Genomic DNA, 17,587 nt, shown 5'->3' on the forward strand with positions numbered 1-17,587 from the left:
GAGCTGTACAGCTCCTCTTTCAGCCAGCTATGGTTGAACTTGTCGGTATACGCGGTCAATTCTTTCACAAAGAAATCTTCGCCTTCTACAACACGTGCAACTGCCAGATCACCACCTTTTTCTACACCGGCAGCAATCGCTTCAAATACCGCTTCACCGCAGAGCATGCCGGATTTCATTGCCGTATGAGAGCCCTTGATCTTGGCGAAGTTCAGGAAGCCGGCATCATCCCCAATTAACGAGCCACCGGGGAAGGTGAATTTTGGCAGTGAGTTAAAACCACCTTTGGTCACGGCACGGGCACCATAAGAAATACGCTTGCCGCCTTCCAGATACTGCTTGATCAGTGGATGGGTTTTCCAGCGCTGCATTTCCATGAACGGATACATATGCGGGTTTTCATAAGAAAGATCCACGATCATGCCCAGGGTCACCTGGTTGTTTTCAGCATGGTACAACCACCAGCCCCCTGAAGAACCGGTTTCATTCAATGGCCAGCCAGCACCGTGCATCACCAGACCCGGTTTATGTTTGGCCGGATCAATTTCCCAAAGCTCTTTAATGCCAATGCCGTAATGCTGCGGATCGGCATCCTTGTCCAGGTTGAATTTCTGGATCAGGCGTTTACCCAAATGACCACGGCAACCTTCTGCAAATAACGTGTATTTGGCATGCAGTTCATAACCCGGGGTAAAGTTATGCGTCGGTTCGCCATCTTTACCAATACCCATGTCACCGGTCTGGATGCCTTTTACCGTGCCATCTTCATGGTACAGAATTTCTGAGGCGGCAAAGCCCGGGAAGATTGACACTTCCAGTTCTTCAGCTTTCTGGCCTAACCAGCGCACCACGTTGCCGAGCGAGATGACATAGTTGCCATCATTATGCATGGTTTTTGGCACCATCCAGTGCGGTGCTTCCTGTGATTTTTCATCTGACAGCAGGAAGAAGGTTTTATCTTCAGTCACCGGGACATTCAGCGGGGCACCCTGTTCTTTCCAGTCCGGGAACAATTCGTTCATGGCACGCGGTTCAAGCACAGCACCGGAAAGAATATGCGCACCGACTTCGGAGCCTTTTTCTACGACACAAACGGACAGATCGTTTAAGTTGTTTTCAATTGCAAGTTGACGGATTTTGATCGCAGCAGAAAGACCCGCAGGGCCTGCGCCTACGATGACGACGTCAAACTCCATCGATTCACGTTCGATGTGTTCCATGTAGGACTCCTCATATTACTATTCGGTGGCAACCATAATCATATGATTGGGTGCTGCCATAAGTGTTCTTGGTTCCTAGACACAAAAGTACTGGTGTCTTTGATAATCTGGGCTAGTATAGTTTTAAACCCAGTTTTAGCCAATTGGCTGAAACATATTATTTTTCCGTCATTAAGGTCTTCTTTTATGGATAAGCCAGTAGCCAGCACAAATCCGACGAAAAAAGTAACTTCTTCCGATGATAAAAATTTAATGGATATCGCACAATACTTAAAAGATGCACAGGGCAGTCACAAAAGGTCAATACCCCCTTTGGAGCAATGGCAGCCAAAGTATTGTGGCACAATGGATCTCAAGGTTTTAGCCAATGGAGAATGGTGGCACGAAGGTCAATTGATCAAGCGTCAGCCCATGATTGACCTATTTGCAACGGTGCTCTGGAAAGAAAACGATAAATTCTATCTAAAAACACCGGTAGAAATGATTGAAATTGAAGTTGAAGATGAACCTTTATTTGTCAATCAGGTCGATCGGGTTGAGATCAATGGAGTGAACTATCTGCAACTGGGCACGACTACCCAAGACCTGATTATTGTCGATGCCGAACATCCGATCTTTATGCGTGAATACAAAGGTGAGTTGCGGCCTTATGTGCATGTGCGTTTCGGGATTAATGCCCTGATTCAGCGTGCGGCATTTTTACATCTGGTCGAGATGGGAGAGCTTGGGGAAAATCCGGCAGGTGAAACCGTTTTAAGTTTGAAAAGTGGCGATTTAGACTTGCATTTGAGCACCTGAGGTTTAAGCTTGTTCGCTAGAATTTTAGCAACAAGCCCCCTGCAACGTTATGAGCGCTATTCAACCAATTTCCAAGCTATTGGACCCGATGCCTAATGCCACGGCAGATGCCCCGATTGGTATTTTTGACTCAGGCGTAGGCGGCTTGTCGGTCGCCCTAGAAATTGCCCGGTATTTACCCAATGAGCGCTTTGTCTATTATGCAGATACTGCCCATGTTCCTTATGGGCCGAGAGAGGATCAGGAGATCCGCACCCTGACGGCTCAGGCGATTGAATGGCTGTATCGTCAGGGTTGTAAAGTTGCAGTGGTGGCTTGCAATACCGCTTCCGCTTTTAGTCTGGATTATTTACGCGAGCATTATGGTGAAAACTTTCCGATTATCGGTTTGGTGCCCGCACTTAAGCCGGCCGTCCTGAATACCCAGTCAAAAACGGTTGCAGTACTGGCTACACCTGCAACCTTCCGCGGCCAGCTGATTAAAGATGTGATTACCCGTTTTGCCGAACCTGCTCAAGTCAAAGTCCTGCCGGTCACCAGTCTGGAGCTGGTGCCTTTTGTGGAGGCCGGAGAGCAGATGAGTGAAGCCTGCTTGCAGACATTAAAAGAGATTTTACAACCTGTTATAGATCAAGGCGCTGACTATTTAGTGCTTGGATGTACACATTACCCCTTCCTAAAATCGTCAATTCAGTATATTTTTGGTCAAAAGCTGACATTAATTGACTCAGGATTCGCAGTTGCAAGACAAACAGCCCGAATTTTAATTAAAAATGGGTTATTATTTGAGCATAAGTCTGGCAAAAGTGTAACGATTGAACTGGTGGTGAGTGGGCAGAATGCTGAACAGCTCCGACCGATTTTGCAGCACCTGATTCCAGCCGATATAAAATGGCAGGTCAGTAACATGAGTGCAGTCTAAAGCTCATTTTTATAATTTAAAAAGAACTATATTTTTTAATTGGGGTGGCCATATTGCGTAAGGAAACATGTACTTATGCATGTTTACGCAAATGTACAGGAGAAGAGGATAGCCCATGCTGGATAAACGATACCAAGTGTTCATCTCAACCTCTGGGGCAGAAATGCAACCGGAGCGTATCATTTTGTCTCAAACACTGGTGGGAATGGGATTTTTCTCGTGGGGGCTGGAACAGCGTACACCGCTGAATACTGCATTTGCACGCCGCCAGATTGATGACTGTGATTATGTCGTGATTTTACTGGGTAGCCAATACGGGGAGCAGTCAGTTTCGGGCGTCGGCTATATGCATCTCGAATATATTTATGCAGTGACCAAGCAAAAGCCGATTATTATATTCATGCATGATGATCCGGCTTCACGTGAAAGTGCATTGCATGATGCCAAACCGGAATTAAAAGAAAAATTCAGGGAATTCCGTCAACTGCTACAGCAGGAAGTGGATCAGGTTTTTACTTACCGTAGCCTGCGCGATCTGGAAATGGCAGTGCGTTTTAACATGCCACAGATGCTGGAGCGATATCCGGTAACCGGCTGGGTACGCCCGCAAAATACCCAAGCCCTGCATGACGAGATTGACCAGCTTAAAGCGAAAGTCGCGCAACTGGAACGTGATGGCGGAACAGCTCAGCTCGATCCATTCTTAAGCTTGCCCAAAGTGGCGATGCATGAAGTTTTTTCTTTTGAATACCGGATGCATGCCTATCAGGATGGTAACTTCAAGGAAATTAAAGTCCAGAAAAAACTCACCTGGGCACAATTATTGGCATTGCTGGGCTCAACCTTTGTCAATCCCACGCCTGAAGAGTTTTTCTCAAAGCGCATGAATGAATATCTGAATGAAACCGGCCTGCCGGATGCGCGGGTGCAGATGCCGCGAGCACATGCTGTCGCGCGTGCCCAGATGAATATCCGTGCCTTGCATAGCTTGAAAATTCAAATGCGCCAGAATGACTGGATTGTGCCATCCGGTCGTGATGACCGCCAGCGCATGCTGTGGCAGATCACGCCAAAAGCGCAAAAGTTGCTGGACAGCAGCTTGCTGGATTTAGATCGCACTTTTCAATATAAGTCAGCGTATTAATCCATATAAAGAATAAATAAAAAGCTGTTAAAGTACAGGGGTTGATATCCTGACGGACGAACTGAATGTATTCTACTGCTAAAGCGAAAGTGACGATTATATTGGCAAACTTGGGCACACCAGATGAGCCTACGATTCCTGCGGTACGCCGTTTTCTCAAGCAGTTTTTATCCGACCAGCGTGTGATTGAAATTCCCAAACCGATTTGGCAAATCATTCTGCGTTTATTCATTTTGCCCTTCCGTCCAAAGCGGGTTTCACAGGCCTATGCACAAGTATGGGGACAGGATTCACCGATGCGTGAAATTCTGTTTGAGCAGGTCAGCGCAGTCAAGACACATCTCACCCAGCTGTATCCACAGTTTGAACTGAATGTGGTACCCGCCATGACCTATGGCAATCCCAGCATTCAGGATGTCTTGGCACAAGTCTCCGCGCAGCCACAGGAACACGTGATTCTATTTCCCCTGTTTCCCCAATATTCAGCCACGTCGACTGCACCTTTATACGATGCAGTGGCGAAATGGGTGGTTCAACAGCGCAATTTACCCGGTTTGACAGTGATCCGGGATTATTATCAACATCCTTTATTTATCCAGTCGCTGGCTCAAAGTGTACGGGACTATCAGGCAATTCATGGTCAGCCAGAAAAATTGTTAATGTCTTTCCACGGCATTCCACAGCCCTATGCCGATAAAGGTGATCCTTATGCCGACCGTTGCCGCATCACGGGTAAATTGGTGGCGGAAGCACTGGGTTTAAATGAAGATCAATATGCGATCAGCTTCCAGTCGAGGTTTGGTAAACAGGAATGGATCAAGCCCTATACCGATGTTTTACTTGAAGATTGGGCCAAGCAGGGGGTGAAATCAATTCAAGTGATGAGTCCTGCATTTTCTGCGGACTGTCTGGAAACGCTTGAAGAGCTGGCAATAGAGAATGCCGAGACCTTTAAAGCAATGGGTGGCGAAAGCTATAGTTACATTCCGGCATTAAATAGCCGTGAAGATCATTTGCGATTGCTCAATAGCCTGCTTCAGGCTAATCTGGATGCATTGACACAGACACTTGCCCATTAACTTGCCCGAGGTTTTTCACCCCATGTTACAAGTCAAAATTGTTCCAGTTACTGCCTTTCAGCAAAACTGTTCGATCGTTTGGGATGCGGACACTAAAGAAGCCATTTTGATTGATGCAGGAGGGGAACCTGAAAAACTGAAAGCTGAAGTGGAAGCGCTGGGTTTAAAGGTTAAAGCCTTATGGCTCACTCATGGCCATCTGGATCATGCCGGGGCGGTGGGTGCATTAAAAAAGGCCTGGAATGTACCGGTAATCGGACCGCATAAGGAAGATGCATTCTGGCTTGACATGATTCAGGAAGTTTCGGCACGTTATGGTTTTCCGATTCCGGAAAAAGTCGAAGTGACTCAGTGGTTGGAAGGTGGTGAAGTTCTCACACTCGGCAATGAAGAATTTGAAGTGCGTTTTGCCCCCGGCCATACGCCGGGTCATGTTATGTTCTATAACAAAAATTATGCCTTGTTATGGACAGGTGATGTATTGTTCAAAGGCTCGATTGGCCGGACTGATTTCCCGCGTGGCAACCATCAGCAGCTATTAGATTCTATTCAGCGTGAATGTTTTAGCCTGCCGGATGAAACTCGATTTATTTCAGGACATGGGCCGATCAGTACCATTGGTTTTGAAAAGCAGCATAATCCTTTTGTTGCAGGTAAAGCGGGTTAAAACTTTGAGCCCGGGATTGATGAGCCAGCTTTATCAGTCCCGTTGAAAGGGCCCGCTATGTAACTGTCTTAATTCCAGCACAATCAGAATGGCTACCAGAATCAGTAAAAAACCAATTGTAATGATCAGAAGATCGAAAAGATAAATCCCAAAACTCAAACTGGCCAGACTGCAGCCGATAAATAGAAAAAATAGGATTTTTAAGCACCAAAGCCCTCTCGCTTTCTCCGTTACATAATTTTTTAATATTTATAGTTATTACCTCTGTTCGCCCAGATAGTTCATTATTTAAATAGCAGTTATTAAAAATTATCTAGGAGGTATTATTATCTTGAGAGTATAGCTTTAAAATATTAGTTATTGTTTTTTATTGATAAACAATTAAATTTTTTACTTGCGGTAAAATGGGTACACTTGTACTTTTATCGGGCAAGGTGAAAACTAGGAGACCTAGTCTATTAACAGGAAAGGATGAGATTTCTCCAAAAATGAATCTGATTGAAGGCTAGGGAACAGCATGCAGTATGATTTAAAAGGGCCAGAAACTACTCATATTCTATTTATTTAAGGTTAATCAATGGACTGATTAACCTTGGGATGAATGATTTAAATATAAAGAGCATCTAGCATTTTATTCTTCGCTATTATCGGCTTGTGGTGCATCCTGGGTAGGCAAACTATATTCTTCATTGGCCCAAGCACCCAGATCAATCATCTTGCAACGTTCTGAGCAAAAAGGACGGAATTCATTATCTTCCCATGTGGTCAGCTTGCCACAGCGCGGACAGTTTAAAGTGGTGGGCATGACAATAACTCCAAAGAAAAATAAAGGTTCGATTAGGCAAATATAGCCGCACTTGTTAGACTTATGCGGTTTTTATTAGTTTGATCTGATTATGCCGATTCGTCAATTTCAAGCACAGCGTATGCATGCGCCCCGTGAGTTTCAAAGCATCAGTCCTGAACCGGTCTGCGTTGAAGTGGGAGCGGGTAAAGGTAAACATGCCTTGTTATTCAGCAAGAACAATCCCGACACTCAACTGATTGCAATTGAACGTACCCGTGAAAAATTTCTGGCGATGCAAAAACAGCATGCTGTTGAGGGTCAAACTAATTTACAAACCGTTCATGCCGATGCTTTACCGTGGATCGTGCATGCACTGTATCCGCAGCAGGTAGAACAATTCTTTATTTTATATCCAAATCCTGAACCGCATAATCCGGCACAGCGCTGGGTCAATATGCCATTTTTTGAGTTTCTGCTTTCCCGCCTGAAAACCGGGGGAACGATTACTTTGGCCAGTAATATTCCTGCCTATATCGAAGAAGCAGAAATACAGGTGCGAGAGCTCTGGAAGCTGCCTTTTGTCAAAGAAGTGATTGCTGCAGATTCGGCGCGTACCCATTTTGAAATCAAATATCTGGAACGTGGCGAATTATGCCAGCAACTGATCATCAGCAAGCCGGAAAGCTATGTAACGCGCTTTGATGATTTCCAGCCTTTACAAGGGCAGAATGCCACCGTAGCGGAATAAGCAGATGAGCAAACGCATTGCTATTGTGGGCGCAGGCCCTGCGGGGTTAATGGCGGCAGAAGTGCTCAGTCAGTTTGGTTATGAGCTGCATGTCTATGAGCAAAAACCGTCTGCTGCACGAAAATTCCTGATGGCAGGCAAGACCGGCCTGAATATTTCCCATGCCGAGCCTGTGCCACAGTTTGTACAGCGTTATGATGAGGTGGAGTGGTTGTCTCCCTGGATCAAACGCTGGGATGCGTTCTGGATTCAAGACTGGATGAAACAGCTCGGTATAGAACCTTATATCGGTTCGTCTGGCCGGGTATTCCCGACTGAAATGAAAGCCGCACCCTTGCTGCGTGCCTGGCTCAAGCGTTTGGCCCGTGATGGCGTTCAGTTTCATTACCGGCATAAAGTCAGCCAGTTGCAGCAGCAACAGCTGGAGCTACATGATCTGAAAAATAATGAACGCCGCACTGAAGATTTTGATGCCATTATTCTGGCTTGTGGTGCAGTGTCCTGGTCAGCGTTGGGGAGTGATGGTGCATGGCAAGCTTGGTTAAAGCCGGATGAAATTGAACCTTTCCAGGCCAGTAATGCCGGAGTGGAATATCCTTGGTCTCGGTTTATGCAGCCAGTCTTTGGTCAACCGCTGAAACGTGTTGCAGCATGGGTCGGGCAAGGTGAAAAGGCCGTTGGTGATATCGTAATTAGCCATTACGGTCTGGAAAGTGGCCTGATTTATAAGCAGGGTCGGAGCTTACGTGAGCAGCTGAAACAGGGCCGAAACATGCAGCTTAGCCTGGATATTTTTCCTGACCAAAATGTTGAACAATTGACGAAAAAACTACAGCCAAGCAAGAAGCAGTCTTTAACTAATGTCTGGCGTAAAGCCGGATTGGATGGTGCCAAGGCGGCTTTAGTACGGGAATTGGTAGCCAAGGCATTATGGCAAGATGCTGCTGTATTAGCCAAGCAGATGAAGCATTTGACCATTCCACTCACCGGCTTTCGTCCGATTGAAGAGGCGATCAGCTGTGCCGGTGGCGTCAGGCGTGAAGTGTTGTCAGAACAGCTGCAACTTAAATCCAACCCGTATGTTTTTCTTTGCGGGGAAATGCTGGACTGGGATGCACCAACAGGCGGCTATCTGCTGACCGCCTGTTTTGCTACAGGTCGCGCGGCAGGTGAAGGTGTACATCAGTTTCTCACAGCACATTAACTTATTTTATGGTCAGGATGGACAGGCATTTATACTGCAATACAGCATCAATAGATCTGGCCTTGTTGATCCATGCTGTTTTAAAGCTGCGATTTCAGCTTAGATTATTTTTGTATTTTATCTAAGCTGTGTGCCATTCTCGCATCCTGGACTATTCCTTCACTTGCCGGGAAGCTGGTTCTTTCTTGGCAAGGTCGGGGTATTGCAAACGCCAGTGTTCCAGCTGCTCTTGGGCATGCAGGTATTTCCCCAGTCCTTTGACGTTCTCACTGGCTTCATTTACAGTCGCTGCCTGAGACGGCGGACTATTGAGCAACTGTTCCTGATGTTCCCAGTATTGGTACATCAGCCCTTGAATATAACGGCCCTGTTCGGTTTTCAGCTCTAAGGCTTTTAGCATGTTCAGGGCAGACTGGACATGATCCCGCTGACGTTGCTGGACAAATTCTGCTGTCATATTTTCATCGTCGCGCATGCTGTTTAACTCTTTTTCCAGATCACTGCTCATTTCCTGAAAACGCTGTTCATAATCCATCAATGCGGCAATATCGTGCGGATCATCGGCAGTTTTGGGAAATTCTTTGAGAGGTTCGGTTTTCAGTTCCTGCATGACCTGATCTGAAGCCATGTTATCTGTTGGAGTTTCAGCTGGAGTTTCGGTCGTTTTCTGGTCACATGCCATCAGAAGCACGGCTGCGGCGAACAGTAGCGTTCGTGTTATTCCTGGTATTTTTTGCATGATCGCCTCCTGTTTTTAAGTACTTTTCTTGAACACATAGATATGGGTGATATACGGAAAATCTATCATTTCTTCTGCGCGTTTGGCGGTATATTGCTGAATGATCTGTTCAAATTGTTGTTTTAACTGGGCCTGCTGCTGTACGGGCAGGGCTGCAATAAAGCTGGTCGAAAGCAACCGTTTGGATACTACCTGTTCCACACAGCCATGCTGTTGCTGAGCCATTGTGGTTTCTGCATAGGGCTGAAATAGTGTTTGCTGTGTAAAGACATGGCGCCAGGCGCCGCTATGATAGCGTGGCGTATCGCCTTCCAAGGGGGCTATACAATCGGCTAAGGCCTGAACCCAGTCGACCCGAGTATCGCGCTGATTCCAGATTAACACCAGATAACCCTGCGGTTTGAGTACCCGGGCGAGTTCTTGCAAGGTCGCAGCGTCGGCAAACCAGTGAAATGACTGTGCACAAAATATTGCATTCAGGCTATGATCGGGCAGGGGAAGCTGCTGGCTCGCTCCTTCAATCGCATGAATGTCCGGATGGGCCAGTTTTAATTGAGCCAGCATTTCCGGGACAGGATCAATCGCGTTAATATGGGTGCTCAGCGGGCGTAAATAGGGGATAAACTTGCCGGTGCCACAGCCTAAATCCAGAAGATGTGCATCTGCAGGCAAAGCCAGCGTTTCACTGAGCCACTGGCTGATTTCTGCCGGATAATCAGGACGCACTTGCTGATATAGCTCAGCCGACGCACTAAAACCCCGTTTTGCTGCCGGATGTAATGATTGTGTCATATTTTGCGCTTTTTAATCTTTTCGATCCCTATAAAATAGCATATTCACTTTTTTGACAGCGTTCATTGACTGAATTGTTGTGGAAGGGTTCGATTTACCAGTACGGGAAAGTTATGGACAAGCAGATTGTTTTTGAAGATGAACATATACGCGCGATTTTTATGCCGGGATCTTCTTCAGAACTGATTTTTTCATTTGGCGATTTGATTACCCGTGCCAAGGGCCTCAACATCAATGCAGAAAAGTCACTGTCAAAATTTGAATTTAATGTCATTGGCATTATGCCCAAGCATAAATCCTGGTTTCCACAAGGTTCCATGTGGAACATGCTACAGGCAATTGCTGAACTGATCGCGCCGTTTCAGCAGCGTATTGCATATGGCGGCTCTATGGGTGGCTATGCCGCGATCAAATATTCCCGTGCCTTGGGCGTGCAACGGGTGGTGGCGATGGTGCCACAATATTCGATTGATCCGGAAGATGTACACGATGCCCGCTACAACATGTTCTATCAGCCAGAGCTGAATGCCGGAATGCGGATTGATGCTGAAGACATTGATCCGGCCTGTGAATATATTATTGTCTATGATCCTTACTGTGCCGAAGATCGGGCGCATTATCTGAAATTAGCAGCGTTGATCCCGCATCATCATGTGTTGCATTTACCTTTTACCGGGCATGATGCCATCGCGGTTCTGGCCAGTTCCGAGTTGCTGTATGACTTTTTGCTACATGAATATGAGCCCACTTATTTCTACCAGAAAATGCGCCGGGTCAAGAAAAACAGCAAGTTCTACTACCGCAAGGTGATCGAAAATGTCTTGCCACGGCACCGCATGGCCTTGGGGCAGATCCTGAAAAATAACGATCTGCAACTGGATAACCAGTTTTTTGATGCCACACAGAAACAGGTGATTTTGCGGGAACTTTTGCGTAATAAACAGGTCGATCAGCATGACCTGCTCAAGCTCGGCATTCATGTGAATTTGCCGCAGGAAAATCGCCAGTTGCTGTTGGACCAGTATGGACATGGTCTGGTATTTAATGTCATCAGTCATAAAATTGAAAGTTATGCAGAAGGTGCAATTGCACTAAACCATAAATTTCTGATTCCGATTTATGCCAAAGGTAACGGTTTATTGAGTATTAACCTGAATGATGAACGTTATCTGGTGGTGATGAATGACCGGCATATCATGAAACTGATCAAGGAACAGGATGAACTCAGTGTGGGCATGCACCCGATTTTAATGAAGCGCTATAGCGATTTTTATATGTTTAGCTATAAGCAGCTGAATCTGAGTACCAATGAATATGGTGCTGCTGTTTTTATAGACGATAGTGACAAAAATACGCATTTTGTGACACACAGTGAGATAAATTAACTAAAAATTTATATAAAAAACAATTACTTGACATGTGGTGGGCTTGGCATAATATAGAGATAAGCGGTATAAATAATAAATCAATAATACCGTTCCCGATGGTTAAAACGAAGAAGGGGATCTCTATGATGCGAGCAACTTGGATGATGCAAGTATGTTTTATCTTCGGTTTGGTTCTGCCCAATCTGGCATATGCAGAAAGTGTGCATCCTGCGGTGATTATGGTCAGTGCATCCGTCATTTTTATGATTATTCTATCCGTGTATGTGGTGTATCGAATCCGCAAGTCATTACGCAACCATATGGATAAACCGCTGGATTAATTGTTCCAGGCTGGAAACAGGTTGAAAAGACTCAATGACTCGTTTTAAATCACCGGAATAGATTGTCAAACAGGATTGAGGGAACAGCCGTGAAAGCCGTTTATTTAGATTATGCTTCTTTAGACCAACAGGATTTGGACTTTCAGGAACTGCATGCAGCATTTGACCAACTTGTCTTGTATCCTGCCACCTCGGCCGAAGAGGTGCAGTTTCGTGTAGCCGATGTGGACGTCATCATAACCAATAAAGTCGTAATCGATGCAGCTACCATTCAACAATGCCCTGAGCTTAAACTCATTTTAATCTCTGCAACCGGTACCAATAATGTCGACCTTGCGGCGGCCAAAGCACGCGGGATCGTGGTGTGTAACTGTCAGGCCTATGGCACTTCGGCAGTCGCGCAGCATACCATCATGCTGATGCTGAATCTGGCAACTTCATTCCTGTCTTACCAACGTGCGTTACAACAAGGCGACTGGCAAAAAGCCAGCCAGTTCTGCTTGCTGGATGCGCCCATTGTCGAGCTGGCCGGAAAAACATTAGGTATCGTCGGTTATGGAGAACTGGGCCATGCAGTGGCAAAACTGGCCGAAGCTTTTGGTATGAAAGTTCTCATTGCCGCGCTGCCAAACCGTACCGCTGATGCCTCCCGTGTGCCATTTGCCGAACTGCTTGCTCAAGTTGATTTTCTCAGTCTGCATTGTCCACTTACCGACGATACCCGACATTTAATCAGTCATGCTGAACTGGAGGCGATGAAAAGCAGCGCATTTTTAATTAACTGTGCGCGTGGGGGTATTGTCGATGAAGCTGCTTTGGCTGAGGCATTGCGAGCAGGCAAGATTGCCGGTGCAGCGACGGATGTACTCACGGTAGAGCCACCGAAACAGGGCAATGTGTTACTTGATTCAACGATTCCCAACCTGATTGTGACGCCACATAATGCCTGGGGCAGTGTTGATGCACGACAAAGGATTGTGGATCAAATGGTCGAAAATGTAGCAGCATTTAAACAGGGTCAGCCGATTCGACAGGTCAATTGATAGATCGCGTCGATACAAGGTAATAGTTTTATTTTTAGAAAATAAAAAAGCCCGTGATGGGCTTTTTTTATAAATCGGTTACCGCATAACTGGTGGCTGAACCTGAACCAGATTGAGGCTGCATTTGTGGGGTGGTTGTTTGCTGTGGGGCAGCAGAGGACTCACTTAAAGGTTGCTGCACAATTGGTGCTGCTTGCTGTGAATTGCCACGCCAGACTTCTTTGGTCTGCTGGATTTTCTGACCAGTTTGCTGGGCTGCCTGAGTTGCGCCCTGATCTACTTTCTGAATCGTATCTGATGCAGTGGTCTTGGTATTGTTCCAGGCGCGATCTACACCCGGCTTGATTTTAGCAATGCCTTTTTCCGTTGCTTCACCGACTTTCTCGGCAGTATTCACTACGCCTTCCTGTGCTTTATAGGCAAATACATGCAGCAGGTTCGGATTTTCACCATAGGGTTTAACCGGTTTAGCAGGCTGAGTTGTGGTTTGTGCAAATGCCGGAGCTGAAAGCATTAAAGCAGTCGCTAAGATAATTGGGGTTTTGATATTCATTATGCATCGACCTCGTATTCGTCTGAGTGCGGTCTGAGTTTGTTTTTCAGTGTAACGGATAATGGGTCAAAAACAATGAATATCCTGTGAAGAGTGCAGGGCTTTCAGTTGGGGCTGTGCCAGAATATTGTAATTTTAAAGAAAATTCGGAAAGGATCTGGAGAAGGCTGGGGTCGTTTTTAACAGAATAAATCGCCCTATTTTTATATGAAAGTTATATTAAAAATAGGGCGGTCTTTTTAGTCACATTGTGTCAGGGCATCTTTGGCGAAATGTTCGCGTAAGCTGACAAAGTTCTTTTGTACGCCTGCATCGTGCAGGTCAAATTTTTGTGCAGTGCTAGTACCGTCGCGCTGGAAAGTGGCTGAGCCGGCATCCATCAGGGTCATACCTTTAAATGACCATTGTTCAATGACACGGTTATTGCCGATATCGCCGGTAAATTCAATCACGCATTTGTCCAGGAATTTGGTCAGTTTTGCCTTGTTATTGGTCGTGGCTGGAACAACTTCAAGGTTTTGGACTTCCTGTAAGACGCCAACCTGAAGCTGTGGGATTTTGGGTGCAGATGTACAAGCTGTAACTGCGATACTCGCAAGACCCGTCAAAATAAGAGCTTTAAATTTCATATGATTCTTTCTTGTTGAGTGTTGTTAGGTTGAGTATAGGAAATATAAAGTGAAATGCCTATAGCAACCTGTATAAGAATAGGATTCACTTGAAAGTAAAGAATTAATAAAAAGATTTGTAGGAAATTAAGTGGTAGATTAAGATAGAGATGCTCTTTAGCTTTAGGACTTAACAGTCTAGTCGGGTGTTTAGCCAGACTCTAATTTATTGACCACATTTGGAGAACAAAAGTTTAAATTGTTCGCTCATTTGCTATGCGCTCATTCGCAAACAATTGAAACTTTTGCTCTGAAGTAAAGAGTACTTAGCTCAGGGACTAATCTCCCTGAGCTTCTTAATTAGGGTAAGTTATGTCACGAATGGATATTGCGGGTCACTTAACCACACATTACTCAAAAACTCCTCAAGAGCTGTTTGTTTACCTGGTTGATGCTCCCAAAAAGTACAAGGTTTATGAAATACCAAAAAGAACTTCAGGTACAAGAACTATAGCCCAACCGACTCCAGAATTAAAAAAATATCAAAGTTTTGTGGTGTCTATTCTTAAAGAATATTTGCCAATTCATAACTGTTGTATGGCATACACTGATGGAAGAAATATAAAACAAAATGCGCAAATCCATTCCAGAAATTCTTTTTTCTTGAAAATGGATTTGATGGACTTTTTTAACTCAATTATACCTAAGTTACTTTGGGAGGCATTTGAGCGTGAAGGAGTTCAACTTGATTGGCTAGATAAAGAGTTTTTAGAAAAAATTTTGTTTTGGAAGAGGAGTAAATATTCAAAAAAACTTATTTTGAGTATTGGTGCTCCAAGTTCACCTTTCATATCGAATTTTTTAATGTATTCATTTGATAAGGTTTTAGATGAGTATTGTGAGAATAACGGAATTACTTATACACGTTATGCAGATGACCTGACTTTTTCTACGAAAGAAAAGGATGTTTTATTTCTCATACCAGATGTTGTTCGTGAGACATTAGTCAAATTTTATGGTCAAAAAATAAAAATTAATCATTTTAAAACAGCCTTTTCATCTAAAAAGTATAATCGTCATGTAACAGGAATTACTATTACGAACAGTGATGAGATTTCTATAGGGAGAGCTAAAAAGCGTTATATTAAGCATTTAGTTCACAAGTTTGTTGAAGAGAGAATATCTCTTGATGATTTAAACTACTTAAGAGGTTATCTTGGGTTTATAAAATATGTTGAACCTAAATTTTTAATATCCCTCGAGAAAAAATATACTCAGAACGTAATTGAAAAAATTCGAATTGGAAATTGATATGAGTACACGTCATTTATTAAGTAATGCACAGAATGGAAATTTGGAAGCTGCAGTTCAAGTTTTTTTAAATTATCGAGATGGTGCTCAAAACTTTGAAAAAAGTGAAGAGCAGGCACAGATAGCTTTTGAAAACGTTATTAAAATTCTTGAAAAGAACTTTTATATAAATGAAATACATATATCAAATTTTAAAAAAATACATGAGTTGAAGTTAGATTTACATAAAAATCTGACGGTTTTTATAGGTAAGAATGGTACGGGGAAAACAAGCTTATTAAGAGCAATACAGAAAAATTTATCATGGTTCTCTGCCTTTATCTTAAAAGAAAATACCAATGGTGAGCGAATTGTAGATTCAGAAATCAATAACTTAGCTAAGGATAAAGGTGATTCAGCTTGTTTAAAATGCAGTTTTAAGATTGGTGCAGAAAATAGGATTGATGGACAATTAATACGTGAACCTAAAGGAACTACGACTGATCTAAAAACGGAGGTAACAGAATATCGTAAATTTGGAAAAAATATTCGTGAACTACTAGCTTTTCAGAATATGAATTTACCATTGTTAGTGTTCTACGATATAGAGCGTTTTAAACGTAATGATTTTAAAAAATTGTCTAATCAAGAAAATTTATTTTTTCAGTTAGATGGTTATGAAAAATCATCTAACTCAAGAGTCAGTTTTGAAATTTTTATTGAATGGCTAATCAAAATATTAAAAATATCAAATAAAAACTTCGATTTAGTAGAGCGAGATAGGATTTCTTCGCAAATAGATATTCTATTGAACGCTGGTGCAAACAAGGAAGATAGTCCCTTAAATGGATTGTATAAAGATCTTTTATCTTCGTTGAATTCATTTCCTAATGATGCAGTTAAATCCAAATCAAAAAAAATCGTTGAGGATTTAGAAGATTTATTTAGAAGCATTTATCCAAAATTGTTAAACATCGAGCTTATTAATGATGATGATGGTGAAGACAAGATTGCTATCAATTTAGGTAATGAAATCATTTATTTTCATCAATTCTCTGATGGTCAAAGAGTATTATTTGGTTTAATTGGGGATATTGCGAGACGATTAATCTTACTTAATCCTAATATGGATTCACCTTTTGATGGTACAGGAATCATTTTAATTGATGAAATAGAGTTGCATTTGCATCCTAAATGGCAACAAAAGATTATTTTGCTTTTACAAAAAAAATTTAAGAACATTCAATTTGTCATTACAACACATAGCCCACATGTTTTATCAACAGTAGATAAGAGTTCTATTTATATTATTAGTACAAACCAAAAAATTGAACACCCAATTTTCCAAACTAAAGGTGTTACGAGCTCTGATATCCTTGAGCGTATTATGGGAACTTATTCTGAACCAGAAATTTATGAAACTAAAAAAATAAAAGAATATTTAAGTTTAATTAAAAATAATAGTTACAAAACTGAAAATGGTGAGGAAATTTATTCTGAGTTAATCAACCACTTTGGTGTGGATCATCCAATTATTGATGATATTAAAACTCAAATAAAAATTAGTGAGCTAAGAAGTAAGTTTAGAAAAGGTGATTAAGTTGAAAAAATTAGAAAGATCTCCTGAACCAAATTGCTTTAGACGCTTAAGAAAAAGTAGTCCAAATATTTGGTGTATTACTCCTGAAGATAAAGCTGATATTTGGAGTAAGTTAAATGTAATGCAGAATGATTTTTGCGCATATTGTGAAAGTAAATTTGTAGACTTGGCTTGTCATATTGAACATTTAATTCCACAGCATATTTTAAAGGATATCCGAAATAGAAGCATCTATGAATGGGATAATATTTACGGATCTTGTGATAACGTAGAACATTGTGGTAGATATAAAGATCATAAAATCACTGATTATGATTTCAATAATCTAATTAGAGCTGATACTGAAAATGCATCGGATTATCTTGATTTTTTACCAGATGGTCATGTCATTCCTAAAGATAATCTTGAAGATGCATCCTTGATTAAGGCTATTGAAACAATAAGAGTACTTAACCTAGATTGTCCTCGCTTAGTAAATTTACGTTACCAAAAAATCGGTGCATCTCAAATGCTATTTTTGAAATTAGAGGAATTGAGAGAGTGTATTGATTTTCAAAATCAGGATGAGATAGATTTATTTAATCAAGAATTTATTCAATTTGAGCAGAATATTACTGATAATGAATATTCTGTTTCTGTTAGGCAGAATACAATTGGATAAAACCCGCTCTAAAGCGGGTTTTTT

General features: G+C 42.8%; 18 protein-coding genes and 1 pseudogene. 13 read left to right on the top strand and 6 right to left on the bottom strand.

What is annotated here, in order from left to right; all coding sequences use genetic code 11:
- Positions 1–1,220 (bottom strand): annotated as a pseudogene (locus AY607_RS07115) (FAD-binding protein); the annotation flags it as partial.
- Between the two features lie 186 nt (positions 1,221–1,406).
- On the opposite strand from AY607_RS07115, the gene AY607_RS07120 reads away from it, so the two are divergent.
- The 5 genes from AY607_RS07120 to AY607_RS07140 all read left to right on the top strand — a co-directional run bounded on the left by AY607_RS07120 (position 1,407) and on the right by AY607_RS07140 (position 5,830).
- Positions 1,407–2,018, top strand: coding sequence for a DUF1285 domain-containing protein (locus AY607_RS07120; RefSeq protein WP_064102196.1), 612 nt, complete (start codon positions 1,407–1,409; stop codon positions 2,016–2,018).
- 49 nt (positions 2,019–2,067) lie between these two features.
- Entirely contained in the window at positions 2,068–2,940 is an 873-nt protein-coding gene (gene murI / locus AY607_RS07125) for a glutamate racemase (RefSeq protein ID WP_064094926.1), read from the top strand.
- Positions 2,941–3,055: 115 nt separating this feature from the next.
- Positions 3,056–4,084, top strand: a complete 1,029-nt coding sequence (locus tag AY607_RS07130; protein WP_064102197.1) for a DUF4062 domain-containing protein — start codon at positions 3,056–3,058, stop codon at positions 4,082–4,084.
- A gap of 65 nt (positions 4,085–4,149) precedes the next feature.
- Positions 4,150–5,163: a ferrochelatase gene (gene hemH, locus AY607_RS07135; RefSeq protein WP_064094924.1), complete on the top strand. Its 1,014-nt coding sequence runs from the start codon at positions 4,150–4,152 to the stop codon at positions 5,161–5,163.
- A gap of 22 nt (positions 5,164–5,185) precedes the next feature.
- Positions 5,186–5,830 carry an MBL fold metallo-hydrolase gene (locus tag AY607_RS07140; protein ID WP_064102198.1) on the top strand — a complete coding sequence of 215 codons (645 nt, stop codon included), beginning with the start codon at positions 5,186–5,188 and terminating at the stop codon, positions 5,828–5,830.
- Positions 5,831–6,461: 631 nt separating this feature from the next.
- Here the strand turns inward: AY607_RS07140 and AY607_RS07145 are convergent.
- Positions 6,462–6,635 (bottom strand): DNA gyrase inhibitor YacG, encoded by a 174-nt coding sequence (locus tag AY607_RS07145; RefSeq protein WP_004278554.1) that lies wholly within the window; start codon positions 6,633–6,635, stop codon positions 6,462–6,464.
- 85 nt (positions 6,636–6,720) lie between these two features.
- Between AY607_RS07145 and AY607_RS07150 the strand changes: the two genes are divergently transcribed.
- Positions 6,721–7,365 carry an SAM-dependent methyltransferase gene (locus AY607_RS07150; RefSeq protein WP_171254905.1) on the top strand — a complete coding sequence of 215 codons (645 nt, stop codon included), beginning with the start codon at positions 6,721–6,723 and terminating at the stop codon, positions 7,363–7,365.
- A 4-nt stretch (positions 7,366–7,369) separates the two neighbouring features.
- Entirely contained in the window at positions 7,370–8,569 is a 1,200-nt protein-coding gene (locus AY607_RS07155) for a TIGR03862 family flavoprotein (protein ID WP_064102199.1), read from the top strand.
- Between the two features lie 151 nt (positions 8,570–8,720).
- Here the strand turns inward: AY607_RS07155 and AY607_RS07160 are convergent, their stop codons facing one another.
- Positions 8,721–9,308, bottom strand: a complete 588-nt coding sequence (locus AY607_RS07160; RefSeq protein WP_064094920.1) for a hypothetical protein — start codon at positions 9,306–9,308, stop codon at positions 8,721–8,723.
- 15 nt (positions 9,309–9,323) lie between these two features.
- A complete protein-coding gene (locus AY607_RS07165) occupies positions 9,324–10,100 on the bottom strand; it encodes a class I SAM-dependent methyltransferase (protein WP_064094919.1) in 777 nt (258 codons plus the stop codon).
- Positions 10,101–10,213: 113 nt separating this feature from the next.
- On the opposite strand from AY607_RS07165, the gene AY607_RS07170 reads away from it, so the two are divergent.
- The 3 genes from AY607_RS07170 (at position 10,214) to AY607_RS07180 (ending at position 12,851) form a co-directional block, all read left to right on the top strand.
- The gene (locus AY607_RS07170) at positions 10,214–11,485 is read left to right on the top strand and encodes a hypothetical protein (protein WP_064102200.1); all 1,272 of its coding nucleotides are present in this window, start codon (positions 10,214–10,216) and stop codon (positions 11,483–11,485) included.
- Between the two features lie 125 nt (positions 11,486–11,610).
- Positions 11,611–11,808, top strand: coding sequence for a hypothetical protein (locus AY607_RS07175; RefSeq protein WP_081406315.1), 198 nt, complete (start codon positions 11,611–11,613; stop codon positions 11,806–11,808).
- Between the two features lie 89 nt (positions 11,809–11,897).
- Positions 11,898–12,851 (top strand): 2-hydroxyacid dehydrogenase, encoded by a 954-nt coding sequence (locus AY607_RS07180; protein ID WP_064102201.1) that lies wholly within the window; start codon positions 11,898–11,900, stop codon positions 12,849–12,851.
- Between the two features lie 67 nt (positions 12,852–12,918).
- Here AY607_RS07180 and AY607_RS07185 read toward each other — a convergent pair whose 3' ends face one another.
- Together AY607_RS07185 and AY607_RS07190 are read right to left on the bottom strand one after the other, a co-directional pair.
- Complete coding sequence (locus tag AY607_RS07185) at positions 12,919–13,404, bottom strand: hypothetical protein (protein WP_064102202.1); 486 nt, start codon at positions 13,402–13,404, stop codon at positions 12,919–12,921.
- A gap of 239 nt (positions 13,405–13,643) precedes the next feature.
- A complete protein-coding gene (locus tag AY607_RS07190; RefSeq protein WP_064102203.1) occupies positions 13,644–14,033 on the bottom strand; it encodes a hypothetical protein in 390 nt (129 codons plus the stop codon).
- Between the two features lie 351 nt (positions 14,034–14,384).
- On the opposite strand from AY607_RS07190, the gene AY607_RS07195 reads away from it, so the two are divergent.
- Genes AY607_RS07195 through AY607_RS07205 form a run of 3 tightly spaced genes read left to right on the top strand, consistent with a single transcriptional unit; the run spans position 14,385 to position 17,563 of the window.
- A complete protein-coding gene (locus AY607_RS07195; RefSeq protein WP_064102204.1) occupies positions 14,385–15,323 on the top strand; it encodes a retron St85 family RNA-directed DNA polymerase in 939 nt (312 codons plus the stop codon).
- 1 nt (position 15,324) lies between these two features.
- Positions 15,325–16,902, top strand: a complete 1,578-nt coding sequence (locus tag AY607_RS07200; protein WP_064102205.1) for an AAA family ATPase — start codon at positions 15,325–15,327, stop codon at positions 16,900–16,902.
- 1 nt (position 16,903) lies between these two features.
- Positions 16,904–17,563 (top strand): retron system putative HNH endonuclease, encoded by a 660-nt coding sequence (locus tag AY607_RS07205; protein ID WP_064102206.1) that lies wholly within the window; start codon positions 16,904–16,906, stop codon positions 17,561–17,563.
- Positions 17,564–17,587 lie beyond the last annotated feature (24 nt).

It is taken from the genome of Acinetobacter sp. SFA, from assembly GCF_001647535.1.
Lineage (GTDB): Bacteria > Pseudomonadota > Gammaproteobacteria > Pseudomonadales > Moraxellaceae > Acinetobacter > Acinetobacter pecorum.